Here is a 15,501-nt window from a genome sequence, read left to right as displayed (position 1 = left end):
AAATAAAAATAGATTGTTGTCTATACAGTGAGTGTCGCAAATTAAAGTATAGTAATGAAAAATAATATATACTTTACACTGAAATTCAATTATACAACAATCTATTTTACATATGTATATAGAATTTAATATACATATAAATGATAGTAGTATGTAATAATTTGTGTTTAAATAATATAATTAATATTATTTTATTTTATAATATAAAAAATAGAATTATTTTTAAATATATATTACTTAAAATACATTAATTTATACTTAAAGTATTAGAAAAATAAAGAAATTTAAAAGTCCTAATAAACATAAAGATATACATAAAAAAATTTTAAATATATTTAATTTATTATGTAAAAATATAATTATTAATATAATAAAAAAGTAAATAATAATTTGTATTATAGAAAAAAATTTAATAAAATAAATTTGGTTATTTATATCTGAATAAGCTAAAGATATAAGTATTAATGCTAAAACAACACTAGAAAAATTTAAAATTTTATTTACCAATGTATTCACCTCAATGATATGTAGATAATATGTAAAGTAATGAAAATATAATACAAAATATCTATAAAAAAAAGAATGGATAATACTTGAAAAGTTAAATTTTATACTTAAAAAAGTAAATTTATTATATTTGAAAAAAATAATAAATTATAGTATATTAATATAAACTGATAAAAAATTAATTTAATTTAAATTATTATGAAAATTAACTTAGAATTAACTTAAAATTAAAATCATTAAGTTAGGGTATGATATAGAAATCAAGTACATAATAATTTGGTTTTATGTTTTACTTTAAAAGATTATGTAACATTAAAATATTGATATATTTTGAAATAGAGGTGATATATATGTTCTTAATGGAATTGCAATTAAAAGAGAGAAAAAGTTTTTTAGATTTGGCCCAATATACAATGAAAGTTGATAGATATGTTACAGCTAGCGAGAGTTGGATGCTTAAAAAATTTTCTGAAGAATGTGGCTTTTTTGACAATGCATATATCCCTAGAAAAAGGCAACTTGATGATATAATCAAAGATTTTGAGAATTCAAGAAAGAAAATTAAAAATATAGTTATTTTTGAATTATACAGAATGATATTAGCAGATGGAGTTTTTCATGAAAAGCAAAGAGAATTAGTTGATCATCTTGCTAAACAATGGGATTTCACTGAAGATGAGATTTCAGAAATAATAAATTTATCACAAGAATTGATAGAAATGGCATTAAAATCTTATAAAAGATTAAGTATGAGTTAAAAAGAAAGCATATGAATGTTCATATGCTTCTTTCTATTTTAAAATGATATAATTATAGGGGAATAAGTTCCAATTTAAATTTATTTAATATCTTTAAAATATTTATTATGATTCTAATAATAATAAACGCATTTTAAAAAGGGTTAATTCTTAACTACCTATAGGTGTACTTATTTTTATCAACTAATAACAAGGATTTTATGAATAAACTTAAAGATAACATTGATTCTCTATAGGCACTTAATTAAATAAAAAATTAAATAAAAAAGGTGGTACTAAATGAATATACAAATATTTGGAATAAGAAAATGTTTTGATACAAAAAAAGCAGAACGATTTTTTAAAGAAAGAAAAATTAACTTTCAGTTTATAGATTTAAAAATGAAAGCTCCCAGTAAAGGGGAACTTCAAAATATAAAAAATGCAGTAGGATTAAACAATTTAATTAATTCTACTTCAAAGGATTATAAGAAATTGAATCTAGATAAAATAAGAGGAGAAGAAACTAGAATGGAAGTTTTATTAAATAATCCGCAACTTTATAAAACTCCAATAGTTAGAAATGGTAAGAAAGCTACAATTGGATATTCTCCTGATACTTGGAATGAATGGATAAAAGAACAATAATATAAATTAAATAATAAAAATCTTAAAGAAATTAAACTTTAAGATTTTTTTTGCTTGAATTTTCTTATTACGTTTGTTATATTACATATATAACAAATATAATACTGAGGTGATAAGTTGATAAAAATAGATTTAAATAGTGAAACTCCAATATATATTCAGTTAAAAAATGAAATAATAAAAGAAATAGCAAAAGGTGAGCTAATTGAAGGAGATTCTCTTCCAACTATAAGAGAATTAGCTAGTGATTTAGGGGTTAATCTTCATACAGTAAATAAAGCATATAATATATTAAAAGATGATGGATATGTAACTATAAGTAGAAGGAATGGAGTAGCAATAAATATAAGTAAAAGAGATAAATCTTTAAAAAAGATACAAGAAGAAATGGATTTTTTAATTAAAGAAGCAATTTGCAAAAATATAAGTAAAAGCGAACTTATAAACTTATTAGAAGAAGTTTATGAAAATACTAAAATGAAAAATAATTAATATTTGATATAAGGGGATGAAATTATGAGTATATTTTTTTTCATATTTAACATATTTATGTCAGTGATAATGATGGGATGTGGACTTTTAAGTCAAAGCTCAATGGGAGACAAGACGGTATGTTTTGGTATTAGAATACCTTATGGTTATGAAAAAGATAAAGAAATAATTAAAGCATGTAAGAAATATAGAAGAAATTTAGTTATTAGCTATACTATATTTACAATCATATTAATGACTGTATTGTTTTTGGTAAATGAGGAATATCAGCCTGTCATTATATTAATAAATGCATTTTGTGGTATAGGTATTATACAAATATCCTATTATAAAGCATATAAGGTTATTAAAGATATAAAGAAAAATAATAATTGGAAAGATCTTTTAAAAGATAAAAGCATTATTGTAGATTTAAAATTTAGAAAAAAATCAAAGAGTAATAAAACTTTAGCAATTTATATTATATGTTTTGTTATAACTTTCATTGATTTAGCTATACTCATAAAGTTTAAAGCTACTAATATGTATTATCTAGTTATAATTCAGTTTTTAACAGTAATTTTAGGATTAGTTTTATATAATAAAGTTTTGAAAGTAAAACAAAATTTAAATGGTGGTCCACTTGAAGTAATAAAGGATAAAGCTATTTTAAAAAGAAAATTTATAAATGATATAATAGCATGGAGTATAGCTGTTACAAGTATAATAAATAGTCTCATTATTTTAAATACGATAGATATAATTAATGAAAGTGTAGTATTAATTATATCTATTGTAATCAGTACTATACCAATTATATTCATATTTATATATGTAAAAAAAATAAACAGCAATAAAAATGTTAATTATGGAGAAATGATAACAGAAGATTCAGCTATGATAAATAGAGATGATGATGACTTGTATATAGGTGGAATGTTTTATTATAATCCAATGGATCCAGCTTTAATGGTTGAATCAAGAGCTGGAGTAGGAATAGATATGAACTATGCCAAAACAGGAGCTAAAATAATAACAACAATTATAATAGCAGTTCTAATGGCTACAGTTTTAGGTGTGTTTTTACTTTCATACAATATGAAAAAAATGGATATTGATATAACAGAAGATAGTATAAGTATAACTGGATCAATGATTTACTCAGATAATATAAAATATAATGAAATAGAGGAAGTTACAATAGAAAAAATGCCTAAGTGTATGTTAAGAACTAATGGAGCTGCTATAGGAAATGTTAAAATTGGAAGTTTTAAAACAGATGGTTATGGAAATGTAAGATTGTATGTTTTAAATGATAAAAATCAAGTTATAAGAATAAAGTATAATAATGGACAATATATATTCATAAATTTTGAGGATGAAAATAAAACAAAAGAAGTTTATAAAAAAATAGATAAATACATGTAAAAATCCTATGAAAAGTTTCTATGGTTATAATAAAGCATAGAAACTTTTATATTATATTAGATTAAATGGATTAATCATGTAATTTTCAACATTTTCTAAAACCTCATCATTGCCTACATAAATTAAAATATCTCTAGCTAACAATGTAAAATAAGGTCCAGGAGATAGAAATGTTTCATTATCACGTTTTACACCAATTATCGTAGCTTTTGTATGATGCCAAAAATTAAGCTCACCGATACTTTTGCCAATTATAGAACTGTCAACAGGTACAGTACTTTCAAAGGGAATTATTGTACCTACATTACGAAGTTGAGTGGCAAATTTTATTATAGAATTTAATTTTTGTTCAATTTCATCATCAATTTTTTTCTTTTCATTTAATAGTTCAAAAGTTTCTGATTTTAAGTTGTTAAAATCAGATTGAGTTTTAAATTTATTTAAAAAATCAACAGCTTTTTTCCTACTATTTATTATTATTCCACTTTTCTCATTTACTGTAACAACATCCATATCTTTAAGTAATGCAATGGATCTTCTGATAGTTTCAGGCGAAACTTGGTAAATACTTACAAGTGTTGTTCTACCTGTTATTTTGCTACCTTCAGTAAATTCATTTTTAACTATTCTATGAGCTATATCAGTAGCAATTCTTATGTAGTTTGGAATTTTCACTTTTTTTGTCATTATAGATATGCACTCCCCTAAATTATACTATAGAAATTAAATGTTATAAATTTATTAAAAATCTAATTTAAAAGTGAAATTAGAATAATAATTATATAGTTTAAATAAGTTTGAACTTTAATTTATTTATTAATTAAAAAATTCTTTATTCTAAATTATATGATTGAATTCAAACTATGTTCAAGCATATAATTACTGTATATATAGCTACTATTTATAATATACAATTCCTAATATTTAAATTGGAAAAAACTTTAGAACCATATATGCTCACACAATTTTAAATTTTATCATAAAAAATATAAGATGTAAAATTAATATAAAGATAGAATGGGACAATTTGCATTATGACAACTTATGTGTTAACATGAATGTGTCAGAACAAAAAAGTAAGTAACTTAATATATTGAAATTAAGTTACTTTTTTATTCGCAAAACTGACAACTTTATAAAAAAAGTAAGATTTCACTTAGGGGGTAGATAAATTTTATGATTTATAAAAAAGAAAAAAATATTAATAAAAATTTTTTAAAAGATAATATAGTCTATATTAGTTCTATAGTATTTGCTATATTGGTAGTATTTTGTGGAGTATTTTTTAGAACTAGTTTAGAAAATGGGGTAAATTTAATATATTCAATAATAATAGATAAATTTTCATGGGTTTATTGTGGACTTATGCTTATATTCTTTTTATTTTGTATATGGATAGCATTTAGCAAATTTAAAGATGTAAAGCTTGGAGATGACGATTCAAAACCAGAATTTTCAAATTTAACTTGGTTCTGCATGCTTTTTAGTGCAGGAATTGGAATAGGACTAGTTTTTTGGGGAGTAGCAGAACCATTAACACATTATATTAAACCGTTAAACCTTCAAGGGGCAACACCAGAGGCAAAGGAATTTGCTTTTACCAAATCATTTCTTCATATGGGGATATCCGCATGGGCATGTTATTCAGTTTTGGCATTAGCACTAGCATATATGCATTTTAGAAGAAAAAAACCCATACTTATCAGTAGTTTATTAATACCTTTAATAGGTGAGGAAAGAGCTAATGGAATGTTAGGAAAAATTGTTGATATATTTACTGTATTAGCAACGATGGCAGGAATAGTTACGTCTCTTGGTATGGGGACTCTTCAAGTTAATAGTGGTCTAAATTATTTATTTGGAGTACCAGATAACAATGTTGTAAAGATAATAATAATATCAATAATAACAGTGTTATTTTTAATATCTGCTTGTACAGGTGTAAATAAAGGGATAAAAATATTATCTAATACCAATATGATTTTAGCAGGAATATTTTTAGTTATGGCAATCATTATAGGACCATTTAGTGATATGTTTAATAATTTAATTTTAGGATTAAAAGGGTATGCGGTAGAACTTGTTACTACTAATAATAATATCTTTGTAAAAGGTGAATGGTATGGAAAATGGACTATATTTTATTGGGGATGGTGGATTGCATGGGCTCCATCAGTAGCAATATTTATAGCCAGAGTTTCTAAAGGTAGAACTATAAAAGAATTTATAAGAGGAGTATTGTTTGTTCCAGCTGGTTTTTGTATTATTTGGATGAATGTATTTGGAACTTTGGGTGTTAATGCACCGTTAGATGTTGGAACAGTTGCTATAGAAAAAGTTGAAACTGCCTTATTTATGATTTTTGAAACTTATCAATTAGGGTGGATAATGTCAATAATAGCTGTAATTTTACTGTTTACATTTTTTATAACTAGTGCAGATTCTGCAACTTACGTTTTGGGAATGATAACATCAAATGGAAATACAGAAGTTAAAAATTCTAAAAAAATAGTATTAGGAATGATGCAAGCAGGAATAACTATAGTACTGCTTTTTGCTGGAGGGCTTGCTATGGTGCAAAGTGCATCAATAGTTATGGCATTGCCATTTGGTATTATAATGTTGATTGTAATTGTAGCTTTTACTAAGGAGCTATATGCAGTAGAAGAAAATGAAAGTTTAAAAAGTAAAAAAATAAGTGTGAAAAAAGTAGAATCACAGAGTTAAATAATTAATATTTATAAATATTAAAGTACATTTCAAAATAGATATTAATAAAAGTAGGCAGTAATTTTAAAATTACTGCCTATTTTTATCTAAAATTACTGTATTGAAAAACCTGTATTTTCAATACAAGTTTTTATTTCATCCTCAGTAGCAGGTGAATTATATTCAATTTCTACGGATCCTCTTGCAAGATCAACTGCGATTTGTTGAATACCCTCTATTTTAGTTAATGAATTTTTAATTTTAGTTTTACTTTCTGAATTTGCCATGCCAGAAACATTGTAATGTAGTTTATTCATTATAACTCTCCTTTCATAAATTAATTTTAATAATAGTTTTAAAATAGATTTCAGTTATAGTATTAAGTAAATAATTAAAAATTATCCTTATTGAAGCATTAAAGAATTCATAAAATTATTAAGCTTGAAATAGTATATTAATAAGAAATAAAATAAAAAATAACACAAAAGGAATTTAAAATGGGAACAGGCAGAATAAGAAATATTCCAAGTAGACAATTGCAAAATGCTTTAGGTAGTGAGGAAGAACAATTATTATCATCCATACAAGCTATTTTCATTGCGCCTATAAGAAATGTAGCTATTGATATTCAGTTTGGTATAACTATAGAATATTTTTTTATAATACTTTTGTATTGGGTTAATAAATATAAAAATGGAAATTTTGAAGGGTTAGAGGATTTAGGAGAATTAGATGTGGATGCTGAAACAATTGAACAAGGCGATGATATTTATTTTAGAAGTATAAAGTTCTTTGTTAATATTGCATATGTAAAAAATAAAAATGAGATATATCCAGTAGCGTATGCAATAATATTACCTATAACATGGAAAGAATTTATTACTTTTTTTACTATAGGTAAGATGACTAATCAATTGAGAGAAGAAGAAGTTATAGAAGAAGAGACAGAGACAGGATTATAATTAAAGTGGTTTATATATTAAAGTAATTTATTTATAAGTATAGGTAAACAAGCTCTAATTTAAATTTATTCAATAACTATTCACTCTTAACTTTCAACTAAAATAATATGTTAGTTATTGGGAAAACATTAATTAAAACTTTCTAATTTGATAAATGAATAACTTTAAAGCCTAGTTTAAACCCCTATAGAGTAGTTAAAATAAATGGAGGTGAATTTTTTGTTGGTAGCAAAACGGATATTTTTATTAATTCCAATATTGCAGTTTATAGTTATAATTTTAGATAGTGTTTATGTAGCGATTAGATGCAAAAAAGAAGGAAAAACCAATGGTGAACTTCATACTTTCATAAAAATGTTATTTAGTTTTTCAATGATAATAGTGGCTTTCGTTTTTTGGGAAACAAATAATAATGAAAATTTAAAAACATATTTAATGTTCATATTTTTAGGAATGACTTTTTCAGCAATTGGGGATATGGTAATGGCAAAGCTTATAAAATCAAAAGATAGGTTAATGTTAGGTATGACGTTTTTTTCACTAGCACATATACTTTATATATTAAGTTATATAGAAATCACTAAGATTTTTCAATATGAATTTGGTGGACTGATTTTAATTTTTATTATAGGTTATATAGTGATTTCAGGTGTATGGAAAAAGTTTGTTTATAACAATACAAGAAGTAAAAAATTTAATTTTATTAGCTTAATTTATTCAATTCTTATATCAACTATGATGTTTTTATCATTAAATTTAGCAATAGAATCTAAAGGGGAATTTATTATTTTAACTATAGGGGCAACTATATTTATGATTTCAGATTTTATAATATCTTTATCAGAAATAAAGGAGATAGGTCTTAAAAATCAATCCATTTGGGTTTGGATAACTTATGTTATTGCTCAAATTTGTATAGTTTATAATTATCTACTAGTTTTATAAAATTTAAATAAACGTAGTGATTAGTGGATTTAGAAACATTTAAATATATAATGGGAATAGAAGGGGGGTACCAAAATGAAGTTTTTTAAACTTAATTTTGATACAACCCCTCTTTTGTGTAAATTAAAATTTGAGTTTATTTCCATATAGTATAGTAGAAGAAAAGTTTGTCTATAGTGTATAATATTATGGAAGTGATAAGAAAAGCATTTGGAGGAAATTATGAAAAAAAGATTAGCAAAAGCTGCTACGGTCATTATGATTATGACACTTATAAATAAAGCTATAGGATTCTTAAGAGATGCATTAGTGGGAAGTGCTTTTGGAACTACCTATCAGACAGATGCTTATAATATAGCTATGAATGTATCGGACTTTTTATTTATTATGATTGCATTAGCTATTACAACAACATTTATTCCAATACTGAGTGATACCTTAAATAAAAAAGGTAAAGAAGAAATGTTTGATTTTGCAAATAATATTATGAATATAACAACGGTATTAGGAATAATACTAATTATTTTAGGCGTTATATTTTCTCCGGCGATTGTAAAGATTATGGCGTTAAATGCAGATAGTAAAACTTTTAACTTAGCGGTAAATCTTACTAGAATTAGTGTTGTAACTTTAGTGTTTTTAATTATGCACTCAGGGTATACTGCTATACTTCAAACTATGGATGATTTTTTAGGACCAACAATTGTTGGACTTATATTTAATATTCCGGTTATAGTTTACATATTATTTGGTGCAAATGGTGGTGTATATGGGTTAACAATTGCAACAGTTATTGGAGCTGCACTTAGGGCGTTAGCTCAAATTCCATTTTTGTATAAACATGGATTTAGATTTAAACCTATATTAAATTTAAGAGATAAACGAATAAAAAAAATGCTAATGTTGATTTTGCCAGTAATAATTGGAGCATCTGCGAATCAAATAAATAAACTAGTGGATCAAACATTAGCATCAGGCATAGCTAATGGAGGAATATCTGCATTGGTTTATGGTCAAAGAGTATCCGATGTTATTTATGCTACTTTTGCAGTGGCTATAATAACTGTTATTTTTCCAACTATGTCTATGGCTATAAGTGAAGATGATGGAGAAAAATTCAAATTTTATATGGAAAAGGGTATAAATAATATGAATATGATATTATTTCCATGTACAATAGGATTAATAGTACTTAGTACACCTATTATAACTGTAATATTTAAACATGGAATATTCGATGATAGAAGCGTAGAAATGACTGCTTCTGCACTTGCTTATTATGCAATTGGTATACCTTTTTTTGGGCTTAGAGATATATTTAATAAATCATTATATGCAGCTCAAGATACAAAAAAATCTACAATAAATGGAATAATAGCTGTAATAATAAACATAATATTAAGTTTATTATTCATAGAAAAACTAGGGTTAAAAGGACTAGCGTTATCAACTTCATTAGCTGCAATAGTAGCCACTATATTGTTATTTGGAAGTGTAAAACAAAAAATAAAAAACATAGAGACTAAACCTATATTTAAACCGACGTTAAAAATATTTATTGCTTCATTAATAATGGGAGCTATAGTTAAACTGTCTTATGATTTCATGTATGAGATTAATATGTTACTAGCAATAGGTATATCTATCATAATAGGTGTAGTTATTTATGGTTTATTGTTAAAAGTGTTTAAAGTATCTGAATTTGAAGAGATTATTATATATATAAAATCTAAAATTAAAAGTTAAATATAAACTTAACAAAAGCAAAAGGTATAAGGGTGAATTTTAAATGAAAAATAAAATTTTAATTGGAGAAATGGCAAAGTTACATAATGTATCAACTCAAACTCTTAGATATTATGATAAAATAGGACTTTTTAAGCCACAACACATAGATGAAGAGAATCAATATAGATATTATGATGTAGAACAATTTCCAATGTTAGATTCTATATTATTTTTTAAAAAATTAGGAGTTTCTTTAGAAGAGATTAAAGCATATTTTCATGATAGAGACCTAAATAAAATGGTAGATTTATTAAAGGAACATGAAAAAATTTTAAAAAAAGAAATAAATATTTTAAATAAGCATTTAAAAAATGTTAGAGAAAAAATTAATATAGTTGAATATTATAGAGATAATGATAATTTATACACATGTTCTTTTAGAGAAATTGAGTCAAGAAAAGTTATATCATACAATTTAAAAAACGGTGGGAATAGTGTGAATTTTGAATATGGATTGAAAGAATTATACAAAAAAGTTAAATATGACAATTACATTTTTAATAGTAGAATTTGCTCAATAATATCTAAAGAAAACATATTAAATGGAAATTATAAGTATTTAGATGCAGTAGGACTATTAGTTGAAAATGCCAATATCAAAGAAGACTATATTAAAGTTTTAAAAAAAGGTACATATGCGACTATTACATATACTGGAGATGATGAAGAAAAGTATTTTAATAAGTTAATGCAATTCATAAAAGATAATAATTACAACATAAATGGCGATGGAGTAATGATAACAATAATAGATATAACTTTTTCAGATTACAGTGATGAATACATAAAAGAAATGCAAATACCAGTTGAATTTAATAATATTTAAAAAAATAGCTAAAAGTGAATTTATTTAATTACTTTTAGCTATTTTTTTATGAAAATATTAAATTCAGAATAGGGTTAATTATGCGATAAAAGAATAAAATAAAAGCACATAATTCTTTCGAAAAAAATATCTTGACATTATAGTCGCTATAACCTTTACAATACCTCTTGGCGCATAAATAAAGTGTTCTAAAGCAATTTTAGATGCACGTTTAGATATATTAATTTAATTAGAGGAGGAATTGTTATGGGGAAAAGAGTAGATTTATTAAAAGATGATGTAAAAAAAATATTTATAAAATATTTAATCCCAAGCATTGCAGGAATGATAGGATTATCTTTAAATATTTTATTCGATACAATATTTGTAGGAAGAGGGGTAGGAAGTACTGGTCTTGCTGCATTAAATATAGTAATACCTATATTTAACGTTTTTTCAGCAATGGCTTTGTTATTAGGAATAGGTGGAGCGACAGCAGTTTCAGTATCCATGGGTAAAAAAGAATATGATAGGGTAAATAGAATATTTACTGTATCTATATTAGTTAATATTTTAATAGGATCAATAATAACTGTTTTATCTGTATTATTTATAAATAAGTTATGCTATGGCTTAGGTGCAACTGAAGAAATTTTTTCAATGGTAAAAAGTTATCTAGGGGTAATTGTTTGGTTTAGTTGGGCATTTTTAATGGCTAATACTTTGGCAATTTTTGTTCGTAATGATAAAAGTCCTAAACTTGCAATGTGGAGTATGCTTGCAGGTAATATGGCTAATGTAATATTTGATTATATATTTATATTTATTTTAGGATGGGGAATGAAGGGTGCAGCAATAGCGACTACAATGTCTCCAGTAGTAACGATAGCACTTTTAAGTACTCATTTTATAAGAGGAAATAATACATTAAAAGTTACTGTTGATAATTTAAAAATAGATATAGAAATTTTAAAAAGAATATTTAAAAATGGGTTTCCAAGTTTCATAATGGAAATGTCAAATGGATTAATAATATTTGCATTTAATATGGTTATAGGTAATTTAATAGGTTCAATTGGTGTATCTTCATATAGTATAATTGCAAATATATCGCTTATATGTGTAGCTATATTTAATGGTATAGCTCAAGCTATTCAACCAATAATAAGTATAAATTATGGAGCTCAACAATATGATAGGGCTAAAAAAGCTTTGAAATTAGGTGTGATAACAGCATTTTCTTTTGGAGTAGTTTTCTATGGAATAGGATTTTTATTTCCAGAGTTAATAGTAGGGCTATTTAGTAGAGGAAATGAGAAGCTTACAGCGATAACAGTTAATGGAATTGGTATTTATTTTGTAGCATTTTTATTTATGGGATCAAACATATCTATGGTTTCATATTTTCAATCAATAGAAAGTTCTAAATCATCTACATTAGTTTCAATGTGTAGAGGTATTGTATTTGTATTGATTTCATTGTTAGTATTACCAAAAGTTTTTGGAATAAATGGAGTTTGGGCAACTATACCAATATCAGAATTAGCTAGTATTGCGATTGCAATAATGTGTGTAAAAAAGACAGATATGGAAGTTGAAAAAGAAAGTAGTTATAGCTTAAATTAATAGTAGTAAATATAAAATAAATAACTAGCCAGTTATAGGCTAGTTATTTTTTCTTTATAATTTTTTTCTTTTTAATGGTCTTCTTTTTAATAACCTTATTTTTAAGCTTTTTAATAGTTTTCTTTATTTTTTTTATTTTTTTAATGTGTTTCATAGAAATACCTCTCTAAATTCATAATTTTGGAATAAGATTTAATTATAAAATTTTAATATATATCTATTATATATTAAGGAAGAGAATTTTTAAAAAGAAAAAATTTTAGTATTAAAATATATAAATAGATATATGACTAAGATATAGAAAAACGATTAGAATTATAGTTAGTTAAAATTAAATTAGCTTTTAGTATGGGTTAAAGAATATATTATTGATTATATATAAAGTTTACAACAATTAAGTTTAAACGTCATTTAAAAATCTTTCACAAAAAAAAGATAATTTTTTTTAGAGAATAAAATTTTTTTAGTTAGATTTTAATTTAAATAGTTGTAAAGTTAATATTAAGGGTATAGTTAAGGCATTTTTAAAATAATAATTAATATAGATATTATTGACAGAGTAATAAACTTAAACTCTAGTATATTAATAAACTTTTAATGAATAATTTTATTAATTAAATTTTTCAAAGGTATTTCAAAAGAGGATGTAGAATAAAAACTAGAAAATCTATTTTGAAATATAAATTGTGGTATAAAAATATGAGGTGTTATTATATGATTTTTTATAATAAGGCTTATAATTGTTACTTAAATAAGCAATACAACAATATAAAAAAAAATTACAAGGTAAAATCGGAAGAAACTATACAAAGTTACGATGAGATTTTATGGGAATGGAATATAAATACTAAAGAATTTAATATAAACTTTATAGGATACGATATTTTAGGAATTAAAAAATATTATAAAAAAAAGGATGATATAGAGTTTTGGAAACAATTTATACATCCTGATGATGTAGAGTATTCTTTTGATAAAATTTTAAAGGATATTGTTTCTGATGATAAAAAGAAATTTTCTAATGAATATAGAATAATAAGAGCTGATGGAACAGTAGGAAAATTAATTACTAGTGGTATAAGTTATAGAAATATACATGATGAAAAGATAATAGTAGAATATATAGATAAATTTAAACAGTATGAAAACCTATGGTTTGATAAAAGTAAAGAAAGTTCTTATCCATACATAGGTGGAGGAATTGATGGAGTAATAAATATAGATACGAAAAATAAAAAAATTAAAATGAGTCCATCAATTAATGCAGTATTAGATGAATTAAATTTAAACCAAAAAATAAATTCTTTGAATCAATGTATTGAATATTTCACTAAAGATGATACATTAAAATATATTAAGTCTTTTAATGAGTTTTTAAAAAGTGGTGAGATATATTATTACAATCAGTTTAGGTTAATAAATAAAAGAAATAATGAAAAATGGATAGAAATTAGAGGACAAGCTAATTTAGATAATTTAGGTAATAAAGATAAACTTTATGTTTCAGTAAAGGATATAACAAGAGAAAAAGAAGAAAAAAGAAAATATTCACAAATAAGATATATTGACGATATCACAGAACTTCCAAATAAATTTTTTTTAAGAGAAATTTTAATGAAAAAAGATATGGAGAATTCAACAAAAGTAAAAGAAAAAATGACTTTAATGCTTGTAGATATTGATGATTTTAAGGAAATTAATGATAAGTTAGGATATGATTTTGGTAATAAATTATTAAAAGCTGTAGGGGAAAAGATTAAAAGTGGAGTAGATAAAAAGGATACAGTATTTAGATACAACGCAGATGAATTTTTTATTTTATATGAAGATTTTACTGGATATATGAGTATAAAAGAAAATGCAAAAAAAGTAATTGATTTATTTAAATATCCATTAAAAATAGATAAAAAAGATTTTTTTGTTAGTGTAAATGTTGGTATAGCAATTTATCCAGATCATGGGGCAATGATTAGTGATTTAATCTATAAAGCAGATATTGCTATGTTTAAATCTAAAAGTATAGGAAAAAATACTTTTAGTATTTTTGAAGTAGATAAATGTGATGAAGTAAATAGAATCTTTAATATGGAACAAGATTTAGTAAAAGCTATAAATAAAAATGAAATGTATGTAGTTTTTCAGCCTAAGATAAATATTAAAGATGAAAAGACAATAGGGTTAGAGGCTTTGTTAAGATGGAATCACGGAAAAAAAGGAGTTATACCACCTAGCAAATTTATACCAGTTGCTGAAAGTACTAAGTTGATAATTCCTATTGGAAGATTTGTTTTTGAAGAAGCTTGTAAAAAATGTAAGGAACTTCTTGAGAATGGATACGATGATTTTAAAATATCTGTGAATTTATCTAAAATACAGTTGGAAGACAAATTACTAACAGAATTTTTAAAAGATACATTAAAAAAATATAATTTAAAACCTAAATTTATAGAATTAGAAATAACAGAGAGTCTAATAATGGATGCATTAGAAAAAAATTTAGCTATTTTAGATAATATTCATGATTATGGAATAAGTATATCATTAGATGATTTTGGAGTTGGTTTATCACCTATAAAGTATTTGAAGATATTAAATTTAGATTGCTTAAAAATAGATAAAAGTTTTATTGATGATATAGGGGTAAACGAAAAAAGTGAAAGAATTATAGAGGGACTAATAAAGCTTGCACATAGTTTGAATCTTTTAGTTATTGCTGAGGGAGTAGAAAAAGAAGAGCAAATAAATTATTTAAAAAAACATTGCTGTGATATAGTTCAAGGATATTATTATGCAAAACCAATGAGTTTTAATGACACTATTACATTTTTAAAAAAAGAAAATATTTCTAAAAAACGATAGAGCTAATATTTTTTAG

The 15,501-nt window shown here is 23.9% G+C and carries 13 protein-coding genes; 11 read left to right on the top strand and 2 right to left on the bottom strand.

Features of this window, described 5'->3' with window-relative positions; all coding sequences use genetic code 11:
* Window positions 1-857: 857 nt before the first annotated feature.
* From KQI36_RS06795 to KQI36_RS06780, 4 genes are all read left to right on the top strand, one after another.
* Entirely contained in the window at window positions 858-1,265 is a 408-nt protein-coding gene (locus KQI36_RS06795) for a hypothetical protein (RefSeq protein ID WP_216450248.1), read from the top strand.
* Between the two features lie 279 nt (window positions 1,266-1,544).
* Window positions 1,545-1,892, top strand: coding sequence for an arsenate reductase family protein (locus KQI36_RS06790; protein ID WP_010294538.1), 348 nt, complete (start codon window positions 1,545-1,547; stop codon window positions 1,890-1,892).
* Window positions 1,893-2,009: 117 nt separating this feature from the next.
* Window positions 2,010-2,384 (top strand): GntR family transcriptional regulator, encoded by a 375-nt coding sequence (locus KQI36_RS06785; protein WP_216450247.1) that lies wholly within the window; start codon window positions 2,010-2,012, stop codon window positions 2,382-2,384.
* Window positions 2,385-2,408: 24 nt separating this feature from the next.
* Window positions 2,409-3,791, top strand: coding sequence for a PH domain-containing protein (locus KQI36_RS06780; protein ID WP_216450246.1), 1,383 nt, complete (start codon window positions 2,409-2,411; stop codon window positions 3,789-3,791).
* Between the two features lie 51 nt (window positions 3,792-3,842).
* Here the strand turns inward: KQI36_RS06780 and KQI36_RS06775 are convergent, their stop codons facing one another.
* Entirely contained in the window at window positions 3,843-4,478 is a 636-nt protein-coding gene (locus tag KQI36_RS06775; RefSeq protein WP_216450245.1) for a GntR family transcriptional regulator, read from the bottom strand.
* 489 nt (window positions 4,479-4,967) lie between these two features.
* On the opposite strand from KQI36_RS06775, the gene KQI36_RS06770 reads away from it, so the two are divergent.
* Window positions 4,968-6,518, top strand: coding sequence for a BCCT family transporter (locus tag KQI36_RS06770; RefSeq protein ID WP_216450244.1), 1,551 nt, complete (start codon window positions 4,968-4,970; stop codon window positions 6,516-6,518).
* A gap of 95 nt (window positions 6,519-6,613) precedes the next feature.
* Here the strand turns inward: KQI36_RS06770 and KQI36_RS06765 are convergent, their stop codons facing one another.
* Window positions 6,614-6,817, bottom strand: a complete 204-nt coding sequence (locus tag KQI36_RS06765) for a heavy-metal-associated domain-containing protein (RefSeq protein ID WP_216450243.1) — start codon at window positions 6,815-6,817, stop codon at window positions 6,614-6,616.
* Window positions 6,818-6,997: 180 nt separating this feature from the next.
* Here KQI36_RS06765 and KQI36_RS06760 point away from each other — a divergent pair, with 180 nt between their 5' ends.
* The 6 genes from KQI36_RS06760 (at window position 6,998) to KQI36_RS06735 (ending at window position 15,485) form a co-directional block, all read left to right on the top strand.
* Window positions 6,998-7,462: a hypothetical protein gene (locus KQI36_RS06760; RefSeq protein ID WP_216450242.1), complete on the top strand. Its 465-nt coding sequence runs from the start codon at window positions 6,998-7,000 to the stop codon at window positions 7,460-7,462.
* 219 nt (window positions 7,463-7,681) lie between these two features.
* Window positions 7,682-8,407 (top strand): lysoplasmalogenase, encoded by a 726-nt coding sequence (locus tag KQI36_RS06755; RefSeq protein ID WP_216450241.1) that lies wholly within the window; start codon window positions 7,682-7,684, stop codon window positions 8,405-8,407.
* A 222-nt stretch (window positions 8,408-8,629) separates the two neighbouring features.
* Window positions 8,630-10,153 (top strand): murein biosynthesis integral membrane protein MurJ, encoded by a 1,524-nt coding sequence (gene murJ / locus KQI36_RS06750; protein ID WP_216450240.1) that lies wholly within the window; start codon window positions 8,630-8,632, stop codon window positions 10,151-10,153.
* Window positions 10,154-10,196: 43 nt separating this feature from the next.
* Complete coding sequence (locus KQI36_RS06745; RefSeq protein WP_216450239.1) at window positions 10,197-11,021, top strand: MerR family transcriptional regulator; 825 nt, start codon at window positions 10,197-10,199, stop codon at window positions 11,019-11,021.
* A 246-nt stretch (window positions 11,022-11,267) separates the two neighbouring features.
* Window positions 11,268-12,626, top strand: coding sequence for an MATE family efflux transporter (locus KQI36_RS06740; RefSeq protein WP_216450238.1), 1,359 nt, complete (start codon window positions 11,268-11,270; stop codon window positions 12,624-12,626).
* A gap of 714 nt (window positions 12,627-13,340) precedes the next feature.
* Window positions 13,341-15,485 carry an EAL domain-containing protein gene (locus KQI36_RS06735; protein WP_216450237.1) on the top strand — a complete coding sequence of 715 codons (2,145 nt, stop codon included), beginning with the start codon at window positions 13,341-13,343 and terminating at the stop codon, window positions 15,483-15,485.
* Window positions 15,486-15,501: the final 16 nt, after the last annotated feature.

It is taken from the genome of Clostridium senegalense (genome assembly GCF_018916625.1).
Lineage (GTDB): Bacteria > Bacillota > Clostridia > Clostridiales > Clostridiaceae > Clostridium_J > Clostridium_J senegalense.
Note: the sequence above shows the minus strand (reverse complement) of the source record. Positions and strands in the feature narration are given on the sequence as shown.

What these genes read in the sequence shown, in the direction of transcription:
- KQI36_RS06745 (WP_216450239.1), top strand. Translation starts at nt 10,197, where the DNA reads ATGAAAAATAAAATTTTAATTGGAGAAATGGCAAAGTTACATAATGTA.
- KQI36_RS06735 (WP_216450237.1), top strand. Translation starts at nt 13,341, where the DNA reads ATGATTTTTTATAATAAGGCTTATAATTGTTACTTAAATAAGCAATAC.
- KQI36_RS06765 (WP_216450243.1), bottom strand. Translation starts at nt 6,817, where the DNA reads ATGAATAAACTACATTACAATGTTTCTGGCATGGCAAATTCAGAAAGT.
- KQI36_RS06770 (WP_216450244.1), top strand. Translation starts at nt 4,968, where the DNA reads ATGATTTATAAAAAAGAAAAAAATATTAATAAAAATTTTTTAAAAGAT.
- KQI36_RS06780 (WP_216450246.1), top strand. Translation starts at nt 2,409, where the DNA reads ATGAGTATATTTTTTTTCATATTTAACATATTTATGTCAGTGATAATG.
- KQI36_RS06760 (WP_216450242.1), top strand. Translation starts at nt 6,998, where the DNA reads ATGGGAACAGGCAGAATAAGAAATATTCCAAGTAGACAATTGCAAAAT.
- KQI36_RS06790 (WP_010294538.1), top strand. Translation starts at nt 1,545, where the DNA reads ATGAATATACAAATATTTGGAATAAGAAAATGTTTTGATACAAAAAAA.
- KQI36_RS06740 (WP_216450238.1), top strand. Translation starts at nt 11,268, where the DNA reads ATGGGGAAAAGAGTAGATTTATTAAAAGATGATGTAAAAAAAATATTT.
- KQI36_RS06795 (WP_216450248.1), top strand. Translation starts at nt 858, where the DNA reads ATGTTCTTAATGGAATTGCAATTAAAAGAGAGAAAAAGTTTTTTAGAT.
- murJ (WP_216450240.1), top strand. Translation starts at nt 8,630, where the DNA reads ATGAAAAAAAGATTAGCAAAAGCTGCTACGGTCATTATGATTATGACA.
- KQI36_RS06775 (WP_216450245.1), bottom strand. Translation starts at nt 4,478, where the DNA reads ATGACAAAAAAAGTGAAAATTCCAAACTACATAAGAATTGCTACTGAT.